Source organism: Embleya sp. NPDC001921, from assembly GCF_053594475.1.
Genome location: NZ_JBSFEO010000008.1, coordinates 198,356 through 213,216 on the forward strand (window position 1 = coordinate 198,356; position 14,861 = coordinate 213,216).

The 14,861-nt window shown below is 71.2% G+C and carries 13 protein-coding genes; 8 read left to right on the forward strand and 5 right to left on the reverse strand.

The genetic code is table 11. The features are described from left to right. Positions 1–104: 104 nt before the first annotated feature. Positions 105–587: a phosphatase domain-containing protein gene (locus ACWCPW_RS12310; RefSeq protein WP_449761492.1), complete on the forward strand. Its 483-nt coding sequence runs from the start codon at positions 105–107 to the stop codon at positions 585–587. A gap of 70 nt (positions 588–657) precedes the next feature. On the opposite strand, the gene ACWCPW_RS12315 is transcribed toward ACWCPW_RS12310, so the two are convergent. From ACWCPW_RS12315 to ACWCPW_RS12325, 3 genes are all read right to left on the reverse strand, one after another. Continuing rightward, positions 658–984, reverse strand: coding sequence for a hypothetical protein (locus ACWCPW_RS12315; RefSeq protein WP_449761493.1), 327 nt, complete (start codon positions 982–984; stop codon positions 658–660). A 306-nt stretch (positions 985–1,290) separates the two neighbouring features. Then, a complete protein-coding gene (locus ACWCPW_RS12320; protein ID WP_449761494.1) occupies positions 1,291–1,779 on the reverse strand; it encodes a VOC family protein in 489 nt (162 codons plus the stop codon). A gap of 222 nt (positions 1,780–2,001) precedes the next feature. After that, on the reverse strand, positions 2,002–3,057 hold the full coding sequence (locus ACWCPW_RS12325; RefSeq protein WP_449761495.1) for an RNA ligase family protein: 1,056 nt from the start codon (positions 3,055–3,057) through the stop codon (positions 2,002–2,004). Between the two features lie 340 nt (positions 3,058–3,397). On the opposite strand from ACWCPW_RS12325, the gene ACWCPW_RS12330 reads away from it, so the two are divergent. Beyond that, entirely contained in the window at positions 3,398–5,014 is a 1,617-nt protein-coding gene (locus ACWCPW_RS12330) for an MFS transporter (protein WP_449761496.1), read from the forward strand. A 213-nt stretch (positions 5,015–5,227) separates the two neighbouring features. Here ACWCPW_RS12330 and ACWCPW_RS12335 read toward each other — a convergent pair whose 3' ends face one another. Beyond that, positions 5,228–6,787 carry a hypothetical protein gene (locus tag ACWCPW_RS12335; RefSeq protein ID WP_449761497.1) on the reverse strand — a complete coding sequence of 520 codons (1,560 nt, stop codon included), beginning with the start codon at positions 6,785–6,787 and terminating at the stop codon, positions 5,228–5,230. Between the two features lie 541 nt (positions 6,788–7,328). Here ACWCPW_RS12335 and ACWCPW_RS12340 point away from each other — a divergent pair. Together ACWCPW_RS12340 and ACWCPW_RS12345 are read left to right on the forward strand one after the other, a co-directional pair. After that, entirely contained in the window at positions 7,329–7,760 is a 432-nt protein-coding gene (locus ACWCPW_RS12340; protein ID WP_449761498.1) for a hypothetical protein, read from the forward strand. Between the two features lie 912 nt (positions 7,761–8,672). Then, positions 8,673–9,791: an alpha/beta hydrolase gene (locus ACWCPW_RS12345; RefSeq protein WP_449761578.1), complete on the forward strand. Its 1,119-nt coding sequence runs from the start codon at positions 8,673–8,675 to the stop codon at positions 9,789–9,791. A 170-nt stretch (positions 9,792–9,961) separates the two neighbouring features. Here ACWCPW_RS12345 and ACWCPW_RS12350 read toward each other — a convergent pair whose 3' ends face one another. Continuing rightward, positions 9,962–10,597, reverse strand: coding sequence for a TetR/AcrR family transcriptional regulator (locus tag ACWCPW_RS12350; protein ID WP_449761499.1), 636 nt, complete (start codon positions 10,595–10,597; stop codon positions 9,962–9,964). 104 nt (positions 10,598–10,701) lie between these two features. On the opposite strand from ACWCPW_RS12350, the gene ACWCPW_RS12355 reads away from it, so the two are divergent. The 4 genes from ACWCPW_RS12355 to sigJ all read left to right on the forward strand — a co-directional run bounded on the left by ACWCPW_RS12355 (position 10,702) and on the right by sigJ (position 14,847). After that, on the forward strand, positions 10,702–11,466 hold the full coding sequence (locus ACWCPW_RS12355; RefSeq protein WP_449761500.1) for an SDR family NAD(P)-dependent oxidoreductase: 765 nt from the start codon (positions 10,702–10,704) through the stop codon (positions 11,464–11,466). A gap of 624 nt (positions 11,467–12,090) precedes the next feature. Then, on the forward strand, positions 12,091–12,822 hold the full coding sequence (gene bioD / locus ACWCPW_RS12360; RefSeq protein WP_449761501.1) for a dethiobiotin synthase: 732 nt from the start codon (positions 12,091–12,093) through the stop codon (positions 12,820–12,822). 103 nt (positions 12,823–12,925) lie between these two features. Then, positions 12,926–13,669 carry an SDR family oxidoreductase gene (locus ACWCPW_RS12365; protein WP_449761502.1) on the forward strand — a complete coding sequence of 248 codons (744 nt, stop codon included), beginning with the start codon at positions 12,926–12,928 and terminating at the stop codon, positions 13,667–13,669. 218 nt (positions 13,670–13,887) lie between these two features. Further along, positions 13,888–14,847, forward strand: a complete 960-nt coding sequence (gene sigJ / locus ACWCPW_RS12370; protein ID WP_449761579.1) for an RNA polymerase sigma factor SigJ — start codon at positions 13,888–13,890, stop codon at positions 14,845–14,847. Positions 14,848–14,861 lie beyond the last annotated feature (14 nt).

Genomic DNA, 14,861 nt, shown 5'->3' on the forward strand with positions numbered 1-14,861 from the left:
GAGGGGACGCACTCGGGTTTCCGGGAGCCGACCGGCGCGCCGGCACGCCGGTGCCGGGCTCGGCGTAGACTCCCCGGCCGAGTCGGAATGCCTTGGAGGCGCTTGTGATATCCCGCCCGTTGGCGGTGTTCGACCTGGACGGCACCGTGGCCGACACCCGTCACCGGCTGCACCTCGTCGAGTCGCCGCCCCGTGACTGGGCGGCGTTCTTCGCGGCGGCGGCGCACGACGCGCCGCTCGCGGAGGGGGTCGCGCTCGCGAGGGACAGCGCCGAGGCACACGAGGTGGTGTACGTCACCGGTCGCCCGGAGCGCTGCCGCCGCGACACCGTGGCTTGGCTGGACCGGCACGGCCTGCCCTCCGGCCGGCTGGTGATGCGCGCCGACCGGGACCGCCGTGCGGCCCGTGTCGCCAAGCCCGAATTGTTGCGCAAACTGGCGCGGGGCCGGACCGTTGCCATGGTCGTCGACGACGACGCCCAGGTCTGCGACGCCTACGAGGCCGCGGGATTCCACGTGGTCCGGGCCGACTGGATGCCCGCCTCGACGATTCTGCGGCAGGCCCAGAACGACGAGGGCCGCACCTGATCCCGTCGCACGCGACCGCACGCGAACCCGGGCGTGACCCGGTCCTCGCCCAAGCCCCGTGCGGCCGGGGTCATCGACTCCCGGCCGCCGCTCCCTTGCCGCTTGCCGACCAGAGCTCGTACTGGACCAGGAGCAGCCAGGCACTGAACCACGGTTCCGGCGGCAAGGTGGCGGGGGCGCTCGGACTGCCTTCCAGATGGCTTCGGTACGTGTGTGCGTAGGTGTCCAGGACGAGATCCACCGCCGCGTCCCGATCACCGGTCAGCCGTACGGCGGCCAGGTACACCCGCTCCACGCTGCGCAGCGCCGCGTCCGCGAACGCGTCGGGTCGGTACGGGTCGCCGCCGGAGGGCGTGGGTGGGTGAGGGTGTGCGGATTCGACGATTTCCAGGCTCATGTCGACTGCTCCCGAGGTGGTATGCCAACACCTCAACCTTCACGCCTGTGACGTCGCCGATCAACGCCCGATCCCCACCCCATCGTTTACCCCCACTCAACGACCCCGCCCTCCCGGACCCGCCCGCCGTCCCACCGGCACTCGAGGATGGTCGGCTCGCGCCGGCGGGCATCACGTCGCGCTGGAGGCGCGGTGCGGACATGCGGACACGCGTACATCCGTACATCCGTACATCCATCCGCACATCCGCACATTCGCCGGGCGGGTTCGGTGGTCGGGTCGGCGGCGATGTGGTTGCGGGTGGGGTCAGGAGTCGGTGCGGGGCGGGGTGGGTTCCGTCGGTTGGGGGGCGCCGGACGCGGGCTGGTGGTTGGGGTCGGTGAGTTCTTGGAAGAGGGAGATGTGGAGGTCGGCGGGGGCGTCGAGTCTGGAGTTCAGGGAATTCCAGGGCGTGCGGGTGGGGGGTGCGATCTGGGTGGCGCCCGCGGCGATGAGGTGGTTCGTCGCGGTGTGGGTGTCGTCGACCTCGAAGGCGATGCGGATCCTGGGTGCGACCTGACGGCCGACTTCGACGTCGTCGATCATGCGCTTCTGCTGTGGGTTCGCGATCTCCAGCGTGGCGCGGCCCGCGTCGAGGATCGCGACGCGGGCGCCGCCGTCCCCGGAGAAGGCCGCCTGCTCGGGCAGGCCGAGGGCGTCACGGTAGAAGGCCAGGGCAGCCTCGAAGTCGTCCGCCTCGACGACCAGGCGTAGTTGACGTACCGGCGGTGTCTTCGGAGCCTCGGGGTGGGTCATGTTCCCTCCTGGGATGAGTCGGTCGGTCGGATGTCCCGCGACAAGCCGAGCCGTCGTGCGGGTCGACGTGCGACCGGATGGATCGAATGCGTCGAACGGCTCCACTATCGCGGTGTCGGTCTCGGATCCGGTATCGCGGTGTCCGTCTCGGATCCGGTATCGCGGCTCCACTATCGCGGTGTCCGTCTCGGATCCGGGCATCCGTCCCGTATGGCGCGACGGCTACGGCCGCCGGCGCCGAGAGCTTGCGGCTCGGCGTTCGTCGGCGTCGAAGCGGGTGAGCGCGCGTGCCCCCGGTTCGAGCGCGTGGGTCAGGGCGCGAAGGTGGGCGTCGGGCAGGCCGCCCACCGCGTCGGCGATCTCCTCCGCCACGTCGCGGGTGATCTCCTCCGCCACGGCGTCGGCGGGGGCACGCGGCCCGAGTTTGCTCACCGCCGCGGCCGCGCGGGTGGGGGTGAGCAGGGCCGCCGCCCGGACCAGGAGCCACGCGGGTACGCCGGCCGCGCCCTCGGGCGGGGCGAGGTACGGGCGGGAACCGGCGAAGCGCTCGTCCTCGGCGAAACCGTCCTGTTTGACCTTGGCCACCGGGCGGGCGGAGGAGGCATTCGTGCCGGTGCCGCCGTGCTCCCACCAGTCCCCGGCGGGCTTGAGCACGTACCCCTCGGCGAGGTTGTCCACGAGTGCGGGCAGCCCGAACAGGCCCGGAACCAGGCTGGGATACGCGCACGGCAACCGCCGAAGCGAGTTGAGCGAGCCGTGCGCGAGGGTCGGTACGCAGCGCAGCCCGGCGTCGGCGGCGGCGTCGCGCAGGGCACGGTCGGAGATCCAGCAACGCCCGCCCTCGGTCTCGACCGTCGTGTCGAACAACAACCAGTGCAGGTCCGGTGTGTACCAGACGCCGGTCTGCACCGGCTCGACCGCGGAGTCCGCGGGAACGTCCGGATGCGGGTAGTGCCCGCCGGCCAGTTCACCGTAGATGGTCACCACGGCCGCGTCGCCCCACACACCGCGCAGCGCGGCGGCGAATCGCGCGGCGGCCACGGACAACCCCGGCCAGATCCTGCTGACGCCGAAGAAGTCGTCGAGCAGGTCGTCGGACAGCAGTTCGCGCCGCTTCGCGGGGCGGACGCCGGAGTCGTCGCACACCACCGCGAAGTGCGCCCCGTGCACCTTCTCCTGTGCGAGCCACTCCCGACCCCCGGCCATCCCGAGCCGCGCCTTCGCGGAGATCTTGGGGTAGGGAATCCACACGGAACTGTCGGACGTGGCCTCGGGCATGTCGAAATCCTCCGGCGTACGCCCGATCGTGGGCAACCGGGTTTCCGGGCGGCGGTACGGCGAGCAGCACCGGGCGAGTGCAACGATCCGCGTCTCGTGCCCCCTGCCCTGTGCGCGACGCCCCAGCCGCGTGCGGCACCGTCGCAGCGGCAGCGGAGTCCTGCGCCCTCCACGGTGCCCCCGGGGCGGCGCCGATCCACGGCCGGCGTGTGTGAGACAAGTCATCTGACGGAGCGTCAGATTCCTGGGTGGCGACTCTTGATCACGTGCACGGTACATGCGTGACTGTGATCGATAGTCGATCGATGACGGGCGCGGCTCGCCGAGTCTCAGGAGCACCATGGAACAACCCCGTGACCATTCCGCGGCGCCCCCGACCGGGCCCGAGGCCGCGCCCGAGGCCGCGCCCGAGGCCGCGCCCGAGGCTGAACCCGGGCCGGGCCCGACCGCTCTCGGGGTGCGATTGCGGCAGCGGCTGCTGGTGCCGGTGCTCGCGTTCGGTGGCGTCCTGATGGCGCTGATGCAGACCGTCGTGGTGCCCATGCTGCCGGACCTGCCTCGCGCGACGGGTTCCTCGCCCTCGACGGTGAGCTGGATGCTCACCGCGACCCTGGTGACCGGCGCGGTGCTCAACCCGGTCCTGGGGCGGGCCGGGGACATGTACGGAAAACGCCCGGTGCTGATCGGCGCACTGGTGACGATGACCATCGGGTCGGCGCTGTGCGCGCTCACGTCCGACATCCGGGTGCTCATCGCCGCCCGTGCGATGCAGGGCGCCGCCGCCGCGGTGGTGCCGCTGGCCACCAGCATCCTGCGCGACGAACTCGCGGGGCACCGGATCGGATCCTCCGTCGCGCTCATGAGCTCCACCGTCGGCATCGGCGCGGCGCTGGGCCTGCCGCTGGCCTCGGTGGTGGTCGAACACGCCGACTGGCACGCGCTGTTCTGGGTGACCACCGTGCTGGGCGCGCTGACCGCGTGCGCGTCGTGGTGGGTGGTCCCGGACTCCCCGGTGCGTACGCGCGGCCGCTTCGACGTCGTGGGCGCGGTGCTGCTGTCGGTGGGCCTGGTGGCGCTGTTGCTGGCGCTGTCCAAGGGCGCCGTCTGGGGCTGGGGCAGCATGCCCGTGGCCGTGTCGGCGGCCACCGGCGTGGTGGCCCTGGGCCTGTGGGTCTGGCGCCAACTGCGGGCCCGCGAACCGCTGGTGGACCTGCGGTTGGCCGGACGCCGTACCGTGGCGCTGCCGCACACCGCCGCCCTGCTCACCGGCTTCGCGTTCTACGCGAACTGGTTGGCCACCGCGCAGCTCGTCCAGGCGCCCACCTCGACCGGGTACGGCCTGGGCGCGTCGGCGCTGACCGCGAGCCTGTGCCTGGTGCCCGGAGGATTCGTCATGGTCTGCATGTCCTCCGTCTCCGCGCGACTCTCGGCCGCCCGCGGTGGCCGATGGACGCTCCTGGCGGGATCCCTGGTGATCGCCGGCGCGTACGTGTTCCGGATCTTCACCAGCGGCACCCTGTGGACCATCGTCCTGGGCGCGACCCTGTGCTCGGTCGGCACCGGACTGGTGTACTCCGCGCTGCCCACCCTCGTCCTCCAGGCGGTGCCGCAGGAGCAGACCGCCTCCGCGACCGGTCTCAACGTCCTGATGCGCACGATGGGCCAAAGCGTGTGCAGCACCACGGTGGTGGCCGTCCTGGCACAGTTCACCACCGACGTGCACGGCACCGCGTACCCCACCTTGCACGCCTACCTGATCGTCTTCGCCCTGGCCGCGGCGGCGGCCCTCGCCGCCGCCTGCACCGCGGCGGGACTTCCCGGCAGACCCTCGGCGACAGCGGTCACCGACCCCGCACCGCGCGCCGCGCCCGCCGCCGGACCCGTCACCGGCACCGCCCGCGCGCGGGTCCCGGCGGCCTCGGCGCCGCCGAAGCGGCGTTCGGCGCCGGCCTATTGACCGCTCGACCGCTGCACCCCGGACGGACCCGTGCCCACACGGCCTCGGGAAGTCGTCGTCGGCGCCCACCGGTTCGCGGCGCGGCGTGTCGTGGCCCGGGCGGCGTGCGAAGGCCCCGGCGCACCGGGTGTCCCGTCCGATCGGACGGGGCCGGACGATGCGCCGGGACCGGTCACGCGACCTCGCGCGAGAGCGAGAGGCGAGCCGGGTCGGTCACGACAGGGTCAGCGTGATCGTCCCGCCATAGGTACCCGTTGCCGCGTACGCCGGTACGGTCAGCGCCAGGGCGGCGTCCGCGGTGAAGGTGCCGCCGGTCGGGCCGGCGCCCGGGGCCTGCGTGCACAGGGTCGCGCCGGACCCGATCGGGCCGGTCGATCCCGAGGACACCGTGGACGGGCTTCCCTGGGTCGCCGCGCAGGACGGCGTCCAGGCCACGTTGGCGGCCGGGATGGTGCCCCGGTCCGACGTGAGGTCGGACACCGACCCGGTCAACTGCCAACCGAGTTCGCTGCCGCGCGCGTCGACCACGGTCACCCGGTTCAACGCCGCGTGCATGGTCTGCACCCGGCCGTTGAGGGTGGTCGTACCGAAGTCGATCCCCGCCGCGGTCTGGGTCATCGTCAGGCCGCCGGGGGTGATCGTGCCGGTGAGCGACTGCTCCAGGCCGCCGCCGCCGTCGGTCACCGTGAACGGCACCGACATGCCCTCGTCCTCGAAGCCCGCGACGGCGCGGATCGCGGCGTCCTCGGCGGCTCCGATCACGTACTCGGCGGCGAACCTGCCGTCGGGAGAGGTCATGACACCGATCGGGACGTCGGAGATGTTCCCGTCCGCGTCCACACCGCTGATCTGGATCTCGTAGTTGGGAACCCAGTCGTGGCCCTCCAGCTTGACCACGGTGCCCACCGGGCCCGACGTCCTGTCGGCCGTGAGCACTCGTTGCCCCGGCACGAACGCCTTGATGGAGAGGGTGTCCGTCGCCTCCTTGGATCCGTCGGAGACGCGCACGACGTATCGTCCGTCGTCGATGCCGAACGGGTACAACATCGCGGTCCCGGTCAGGTTGCCCTGGGCGTCGATGGCGAGCGTGTTCATCAGGAACCTGCTCGCATCGCATCCGCTGCCGTTCGCGTCGCACAGCGCGACCTGCGGAGTGCCGTTCGGCGCGAACCTGCTGCCGGTGAGCGTGATGGTCGAACCCGAGTAGACGTCACCGTCCGGTGCCTGGAGAACCGGCAACTCCACCTCACCCGGCTCCACCGTGATCGACGCACCCACCGGCACCGCGGTCGTGGGCAGGCACCGGGTCTCGGAGTCGAAGCCGAACGCCTTCGTCCACGTCGAGTGCTGAAGCGGTGTCAGGTTCACGGTCCCGGCGTCGGTGAGGGTGACGGTGCCCTTCATGTCGGTGACGATCAACTCCTGACCGAGCGGGGTCTCGGGATTCTTGCGTTCACCCTCGAGGTCCATCTCCCGGGTCTGCGCACCCGACAACCCGATCCTGCCCTTGGGCAGTGTCGAGTCCTTCTCCACCTTGGTCACGATCGGCGTGTTCGGCGGCACGATGCCGTACGACAGCCACTTCCAGTTCACCGTGATCGTCTCGCCCACCTTGTACGCGGGTTTGACCGGGTCCACGGAGATGTCGACCTTGGTCTGCGACGGGTCGATCGGAAGGTCCGGCAGTGTCTGGTTCACGCACTGCGACGTGTACTCGATGGGCGCGGCATGCGCGGCCGGCGCCAGTGCCGCGATCCCCGCCATTCCCAGCATCCCCGTCACCACGACGGCCGTGGCCCTGTGGGGAATCAATCTTCGTAACCCCAAAACCGTGCTCCTTCGTGAACTGACCCCCACCCGCCGGGGACGAGTGGGAGATCGCTTCCGCAAGTCGTCCCGGCTCCGGGCCACGCGCGAACGACATCCGTCGGATGCGGGGCGGCATGCGAAGGTCCAATGATGCTGGGGAATCTGTACGCAAATCGCTCGGAAATCAATAGCGGCGAACAGCCGATTCAGGTGACACGTGTCGACTCCGCACGCGGTCTCAAATCCAAGATCATTCACCGACGCCCGGATTTCACCGTCGTTACGGTTTCCTCTCGAAGGGTCTTGACCTGCGGGCGATCCTTAGGGAGCTTTGCCTTGTCGCATTCGCCGAACGGCCGGCAGGATACGCGACCGCACGGCTACGTCCGGGCTGCCCGGCCCGGTTCTCACGAATGGCAATCACTGCATCACGTTCGGCGCTCGGGGCCACGTGTGCGTTGCGCAGTCCCGCGCTTCGAGGTCGATGCGGAAGGGACTACCTCTCATGTCGAAGATCAGAAGCGCGGCCATCGCGGGGGTGTGCGCGATCGGCGCCGCCGCCGCCATGGTCACCCCGGCCTCCGCGGCGGGTACCGGCAAGGCGACCTACGACTGTGGCATCTACGGCGGTTCGGTCGGCGCCACGTTCAACCGCAGCGCGACCAACCTGCTCACGCTGACCGCCAGCATCACCTACTGGGTGCCGACCGCCATCCCGGCGGGTGGCATCACGGGGACACTGACCGGCAACCAGAGCGGCCTGGCCAACCCCACGGCGATCAGCGCGGGCGTGCACACCAGCATCGTCCTGCAAAAGGCGGCCAGTGTGGGCATCCCCAGTGCGCCGAGCAGCATCGTCATGACGATCACGCCGCCCGGGCTGACCGTCACCTGCACCCTCAAGGCGTCCCCGGCTCCGACCGGCTTCCCGATCTGACCGACTCCCGGTCCGATCGCGATCCGAACGAACCGGACGCGCGTGCGTGGTCGAACGGGACGCGTGCGTGGTCGAACACGACGCACGTGCGCGGACGAACCGGACCGGTTCGGTCGCCGGCCTCGGGTACCCGTGGTGGATGCTGTCCGTAGTGAAAGTACGGACAGAACCACGGGCACCCTCGGCCCCGGCCGAACCGCCGCGCCAAGGCACCGCCCGGGAGGCGGCGGAGCATACGGGAGTACGAACGTACAACACGCCCTGGTGCCCCACGCAAGCCCGAGAACACCCGGCCGAGTTCCCACCCGAAGGCGGGGGCTCGGCCGCGTGCGGATACGCCGGGGACGGGCGATCGGTGATCACGTGTCGATGTCGAATGGGAAACGAGCGCGAACCGAGCGCGAACCGAGCGCGAACCGGGTCTGCGTCGAGTGCGAACCAAGTGCGTGCCGAGTCCGGCCCGATAGCGAGACGACTTCGCGCCGATACCGAGCCGAATCCGAGCCGATTCCGACAACAATCGAGCAGTATCAAATCGAGATCGCCCTTTGCGAATTGCGCCGTCTTCGCGGTTCGCTCTCATTCGATGATCCGCGGCACTTCCGGTGGCATATACAAGCACACGATCGGGGTTCTCCGAATATCGGACCGGAGACGTCGTGTTCTCACCCGGTCGGCGGAGTAACAGACGAACACCCCGCGCGGGCCGCGCGGTTCATCCCCGCACGGATGCCCTGACTCACCGCCCTCGTCCCGAGGCGGCGAGACCATCGATGATTGACTACGTCGCATGGACATCGCGCGAGCGTTCTTCCTGCACGGAGTTGCCGTTGAGGGCGTGTGGTCGGGCCGCGCCGGCTACCGGTGTGCGTTCGCCCGGCGGGATGGCCTGTCGTGAGCGTGGGGGCCGGCATGCCGGTGGAGCCCGGACCCGTTTCGACGGCTTGGGACGCGCCCCCTTTCGACCCCGAACCGAGCGCGGCGCAGGCCGCCTTCGGGGACGAGGACAGGCAGCCGTTCACCCCGGAGAACCTCGCCGCCCGACAGGAGCGGGATGCCGCGACCCGACCCAGGCCGACGGTTGGGGACCTCCGAGCCGACGGTCGGTTCGAGGTGGAGGAGCTGCGTGTGCCCGGGGCGTCGGGCGGACGGGACGTCACGCTCGTGAGTGCGCGACCCGCGGGGATCGCCGGGCCGCTGCCGCTCCTGTACTACATGCACGGCGGCGGCATGATCACGGGCAACGCGTGGTCCGTACTGCCGCGGTTGCTTCGGGAATGGGCGCTCCCGCTGGAACTGGCCGTCGTCTCCGTCGAGTACCCGTTGGCACCACGGGCGCGGTACCTCGCCCCGGTGGAGGACTGCCACGCCGGGTTCGTCCGGGTGGCCGCGCACGCGGCCGAACTGGGCATCGACACGAGCCGCGTCGTCATCGGGGGAAAGAGTGCCGGCGGCGGACTCGCCGCGGCACTCGCCCTGCTCAACCGCGACCGGGGCGGGCCCACGCCGATCGGGCAACTGCTGCTGTCCCCGATGCTCGACGACCGCAACGACACCTTCTCCAGTCACCAGATGGCCGGCGTCGACACCTGGGACCGAACCTCCAACGCGACCGCGTGGCAGGCGTTGTTGGGCGACCGCTACGGCGCCGCGGACCTGTCGCCCTACGCGGCGCCCGCCCGGGCCACGGATCTGTCCGGGCTGCCCCCGGCCTACATCGAGGTCGGGTCGGCCGAGACGTTTCGGGACGAGGACGTGGCCTACGCCAACGCGATCTGGCAGGCGGGTGGGCAAGCCGAACTGCACGTGTGGCCCGGGGCCTTCCACGGATTCGACACGTTCGTGCCGGGGGCGGCGCTGAGCCGGGACGCCCGCGACGCGCGTTTGCGCTGGCTTCGGCGCGTGCTCGTACAGTCCGCGTCCACGTCCGCGTCAGCGTCCACGTCCGCGTCCACGTTCGGGTCCACGTTCGGGTCCGGGGCCGTGGCCGGGCCCGAGCCCGGGCTCGAACCCGGGTCCGAGTCCGGGTGAGGCGGAGCCCGAGTCCGGTGTGGGCGGGGCCGCCCGCCGAACGGGCCGCGGCGGCAAGACGATCGCGGTCCTGAGCGCGCCGGACGGACAGGGACGCCGATGACCGGCGCGATGGCCGTGTGCCGCGTGCGCGGCTTTGTGCCCGGGAGTATGCGCTTGGAGAGTCCTTCTCACGCGCCCCGGTCGGTCCCGACGATGTCGTTGCCGAAGGCGGCGGCGAGTGCCTTCGCGATCAGATCGGGCAGTTCGGTGCGTCCGTCGTCCTCGGCCCAGCGCACCAGTGCCGTGTGCATGGCGGCCAGGCAGGCGCCGGCCGCCGCCTGGGCCTGAAACGCCGCGTCGGGATCGCCGGCCTCGTCCCCGAGGGCGTCGACGATCGCCTGCTGGAGCGCGTAGTGGTTGTCCAAGTGCCTGGCGCGCAGGGCAGGCGTCGAGATCATGAGCCGGAGGCGGGCGAGCAGGAACTGCCTGTTCGCCGACGGATCGTCTCCTTCGCCGCGACCGGTCAACGTCGAGGCCGACTCGACGAGTGCGGTGCCGATGCGGCGGACCAGGGGTTGTGCGGCGGGCGACGCGAGGATCCGTTCGGCGACGAGCCGGCCGTGCCGGTCGGCGAGCACGAGGTCTTCCTTGGTGGGGAAGTGCCGATACACGGTCATCGGCGACACGCCCGCGGCTTCGGCTACGTCGGTCATGGTCGTGGCGTCGTATCCGCGCTCGGTGAACAGCCGTACCGCATGCGCCTGGATCGTGCGCTGGGTCTCGGCTCGTCGTTGCGCTCGCAGGGTTGAGTGCTGGTCGACCATATGGTAGACCCTACCTGACTGGTAGTGACTACCAGATCGGTAGTGATTATCAAGTAGGTAGAAACTCTCCAATCGGTAGTGACTGACATCATGGGGTGGGCGATATGACTGATTTGACCGGAAAAACGGCTCTGGTGACCGGCGCGTCGCGCGGCATCGGGCGGGCGATCGCGGCCCGGCTGGCCGCGAAGGGGGTGGCGGTCGCCGTACATTTCGGCACGGACGAGGACGGCGCGACGGCGACGGTCGACGAGATCGAGCGTGGCGGCGGGACCGCGTTCGCCGTGGGAGCGGCGCTGGGTGCCGACGACGACGTCGAGACGCTGTTCGCGGGAGTCGAGGCGGGCCTGGCCGGACGGCCGCTGGACATCCTCGTCAACAACGCGGCGGCCCCGCCCGCCGGCCCGATGGGAGTCACGACGCGGGCCGAGTTCGACCACCTCTTCGCGGTGAACGTGCGCGCGCCGTACTTCATCATCCAGCGAGCACTGCCGCTGCTCCGCGACGGTGGGCGCATCGTCACGATCTCGTCGGTGGCGACCCGGATGGCCAACCCCGGCCAGACGTCCTTCGCGATGACGAAGGGCGCCGTCGAGACGATGAGCAAGACGCTGGCCAACGAACTCGGGACCCGCGGAATCACGGTGAACGCGGTTGCTCCCGGCGCCACTCGCACCGCGAGCAACACATCGGTCTTCGAGGCGCCGGGCCTGGCCGAACTCATCGCCGCGAGCACGGCACTCGACCGGCTGGGCGGTCCCGACGACGTCGCCGACGTGGTCGTGTTCCTCGCCTCCGACGCGGCGCGCTGGATCACCGGACAGGTCATCGACGCGAGCGGTGGCCTGTTCCTGGGGCCGCGCGCCTGATCGCGGGTCGTCCACGAGGCCCTTCCGCGTCGACGCCGACTCCGTCCACGCGGTTCGCGGCGGCGGCCTCGGGGCGTCGCCCGCGACCGGGTGGCCGGCTGCCGGTGGAGGACGCCGATCCGGCCTTGCGGCCCCTGATCCGCCTGGACGAAGACGGCCCCGAGCTGGAGTCGGCCCCGAGCAGGAGTCGGCCAACCGGCTCCGGGCCGGCTTCCGTTCGCTGCACGCCTCCCGGGGAGCCGACCTCCCGCGAGTTCGCGTCCGGGGCAGGGGCGCGCCTACCGCGGGCCGCCCCGGGCAACGCCGCCCCCGGGCAGGGCCGTCCCGCGCTGGTTCGCGTGGCCCGGGAAGCCGCGATCCGCGCAAGCCGCGATCCCGCCCAAGCTGCGGCACGGGCGAGCGTACTTCGCAGCAAGGCAACGCCCCGCGCGAGTCCGCGCGTTGTGGTGACCCGCGGACAACGTCAGGGCGTCGTTCTTGTCGCATCGCGCCGCTGTGGGGGAGGGCCGGGCTCGGAGAGACTGCCGGGCACGGGTGCCGCGCGGACTGCGCCCGCAAGGCTCGGTCGGAGCGGGGCATGCCCGGCAGGGCCGGGAACCACCGACCACAGCAAGGGAATTCGTCGTGCTCGAAGGAATCGTGATCGTGTCCGGAACCGGGACCGGCGTCGGCAAGACCGTCACCACCGCGGCCGTTGCCGCGATGGCACTGGCGCGGCGCAGGTCGGTCGCGGTGGTCAAGCCCGCCCAGACCGGAGTCACGCCCGACGAACCGGGCGATCCGGCCGAGGTGCGTCGCCTGTCCGGCGCCGACGATCTGCACGAGATGGCCCGCTACCGCGACGCGCTCTCGCCCGAGGCCGCCGCCCGCCGTGCGGGCCGCCCGGCACCGGCACTGGACGATGTCGCGGCGTCGATCGGCGAACTGGGCGCGCTGCGCGACCTGGTGCTGGTCGAGGGGGCCGGAGGGCTGCTGGTGCGCTTCGGCGATTGGACGGTGGCGGACCTGGCGAAGGAACTGCGTGCGCCGGTGCTCGTGGTCACCGCGGCCGGATTGGGCACGCTCAACGACACCACGCTGACCTTGGAGGCGTTGGCCGCGCGAGACGTACGCTGCGCCGGAGTCGTCATCGGGGCCTGGCCGACCGAACCCGACCTCGCCGCCCGTTCCAACCTCGCCGATCTCACCCACACGATCGGCGAACCACCGGCCGGCGCCCTCGCGCAGGGTGCCGCGACGGCCCCCGACTTCCGGCGGGTCGCCGAGGTGGGACTGACGCCCCGCCTGGGCGGCACCCTCGACCCGGCCGACTTCGTCCGACGCAACCGGGACCCGCTCGGCGTCGACGCGCCGTGACGCGGGCGCAGCCGGTACCGCCGGCCGCGACGGGTGATTGTGAGGCCGGTCACAAGTGGCCCGGATGTGTCACAGCCGATGGGAGAGGGATGTCCTAGAGGCCATGACGAACTCGGAACAGACCACAGTGTTGATCACCGGCGCCAACAAGGGACTCGGCTTCGAGGCGGCTCGGCGCCTCGGCGAACTGGGTTGGACGATCTTTCTCGGCTCGCGTGACGAGGGCCGGGGGCGGGCAGCCGCCGAGACGCTGACCGACGGCGGCGCGAAGGTGGTCATGGTCCCGCTGGACGTGACCTCGGACGAGTCGGTGGCCGCGGCCGTACGACTCGTTCGAGAGCACACCGACCGGCTCGACGTGTTGATCAACAACGCCGGCGCGTCAGGGAGGGGCATCACGCCCGCGGACGCGACGGTCGAGGAAATCCACTCGGTCTACGACACCAACGTCTACGGACCGATCAGGGTCACCCACGCGTTCCTTCCCCTGCTGCGGGCGGCGGAACAGCCGCGGGTGGTCATGGTGTCCAGCGGCGGTGGTGCCTTCTCGGTCGTGACCGATCCGGCCCAGCCCGTCTCGAAGATGCACGAGCTGGCCTACAGCTCGTCGAAGGCGGCGCTGAACATGCTCACCGTGCGATACGCGCAGGCACTCCCGGGGATCAAGTTCAATGTCGCCACTCCCGGAGAGGTCGCCAATCGCAAGTTCGCCGCCACCGACATGAATCGCCACACCGGCGAGCTGACGGTCACCGAGGGCACCGATTCGATCGTCAGGCTCGCGCTGCTCGACGCCGACGGCCCGACCGGGACCTTCACCGACCGCCTCGGCCCCGTTGCCTGGTGAGCGCCACGCGACCCGCCCGGGGTCGAGGCCGGACGGCCGGCGCCGGCATCCGGCCTCGACCCCGGGTCGTGGCGCCGCGGGCGATCGTGCCGCGTACGTCATGATCATCGGGCCGGACGGCCACGGATAGCCTGCCCGACGTCGCGCGCGATCGGAAGCGCCGTCGAGTGAGGGGCGTGGTGATGAGTCGCGAGACGCCGGTCGGCGAACGGGAATCGATGTCCGGGTCGGTCGACGAGGCGGACGTGGCCCGGTACCGCCCGCTGCTGTTCTCCATCGCCTACGGGATGACCGGTTCCGTCGGCGACGCCGAGGACATCGTGCAGGACGCCTTCCTCGGCCTGACCCGGGCGCGCCGGGCGGGAACCACGATCGTCGAGCCGAAGCCGTATCTGACGACAGCGGTGACGCGGCTGGGCATCAACCACCTGGGTTCGGCGCGGGTGCGGCGGGAGACGTACGTGGGGGAATGGCTGCCCGAGCCGGTCGTCACGCCCGCCGACGGGCCGGGCCCGGCCGAGCACGCCGAGTTGGCCGACTCGCTGTCGATGGCGTTCCTCGTGTTGTTGGAGTCCCTCTCGCCGGTGGAGCGAGCGGTGTTCATGCTGCGCGAGGTGTTCGGGTACGGCTACCCGGATGTGGCGACGGCGACCGGTAAGACCGAAGTGAACTGCCGGCAGATCTTCACGCGCGCCCGGCAGCGCATCGCCGCCGCGGGGCGGGTGCGGGACAGCGCCCCGGCCCCGGCGCGGCGGGCCGAAGGCCAGGAACTGGCCCGCAGGTTCTTCGAGGCCGCCGACGGCGGCGACATGGACGCGCTGCTCGGCATGCTCGCACCGGACGTGGTGTTCCATGGGGACGGCGGCGGCAAGGCGCAGGCGATCGGCCGGCCGCAGACCGAGCCGGGGCGTGTCGCACAGTTGCTCGTCGGCGGATTCCGTCGGGTTCGGATGCTCGGCGTCTCCGTCCGACCGGCATGGGTCAACGGCCGGCCGGGGGTGGTGATGTACGACGCCGAGGAACGGGTGGCCAGTGTGGTCGAGTTGGACATCGTCGACGGCGTGGTCCGGGCGATCCACTCGGTGGTCAATCCCGACAAGCTCGGCCACCTCGGACCGGTGTCCGATGCCGGGCTCCTGCCGAAGCGCGCCGGCGCCGGCGAGGGTGTCGACGCCTGAACCCGACCCGACCC

Excerpts from the sequence above, each read along its gene's own strand:
- ACWCPW_RS12315 (WP_449761493.1), bottom strand. The coding sequence starts at position 984 with ATGAGCCTGGAAATCGTCGAATCCGCACACCCTCACCCACCCACGCCC.
- ACWCPW_RS12320 (WP_449761494.1), bottom strand. The coding sequence starts at position 1,779 with ATGACCCACCCCGAGGCTCCGAAGACACCGCCGGTACGTCAACTACGC.
- ACWCPW_RS12325 (WP_449761495.1), bottom strand. The coding sequence starts at position 3,057 with ATGCCCGAGGCCACGTCCGACAGTTCCGTGTGGATTCCCTACCCCAAG.
- ACWCPW_RS12330 (WP_449761496.1), top strand. The coding sequence starts at position 3,398 with ATGGAACAACCCCGTGACCATTCCGCGGCGCCCCCGACCGGGCCCGAG.
- ACWCPW_RS12335 (WP_449761497.1), bottom strand. The coding sequence starts at position 6,787 with ATGCTGGGAATGGCGGGGATCGCGGCACTGGCGCCGGCCGCGCATGCC.
- ACWCPW_RS12340 (WP_449761498.1), top strand. The coding sequence starts at position 7,329 with ATGTCGAAGATCAGAAGCGCGGCCATCGCGGGGGTGTGCGCGATCGGC.
- ACWCPW_RS12345 (WP_449761578.1), top strand. The coding sequence starts at position 8,673 with ATGCCGGTGGAGCCCGGACCCGTTTCGACGGCTTGGGACGCGCCCCCT.
- ACWCPW_RS12350 (WP_449761499.1), bottom strand. The coding sequence starts at position 10,597 with ATGGTCGACCAGCACTCAACCCTGCGAGCGCAACGACGAGCCGAGACC.
- ACWCPW_RS12355 (WP_449761500.1), top strand. The coding sequence starts at position 10,702 with ATGACTGATTTGACCGGAAAAACGGCTCTGGTGACCGGCGCGTCGCGC.
- ACWCPW_RS12365 (WP_449761502.1), top strand. The coding sequence starts at position 12,926 with ATGACGAACTCGGAACAGACCACAGTGTTGATCACCGGCGCCAACAAG.
- sigJ (WP_449761579.1), top strand. The coding sequence starts at position 13,888 with ATGTCCGGGTCGGTCGACGAGGCGGACGTGGCCCGGTACCGCCCGCTG.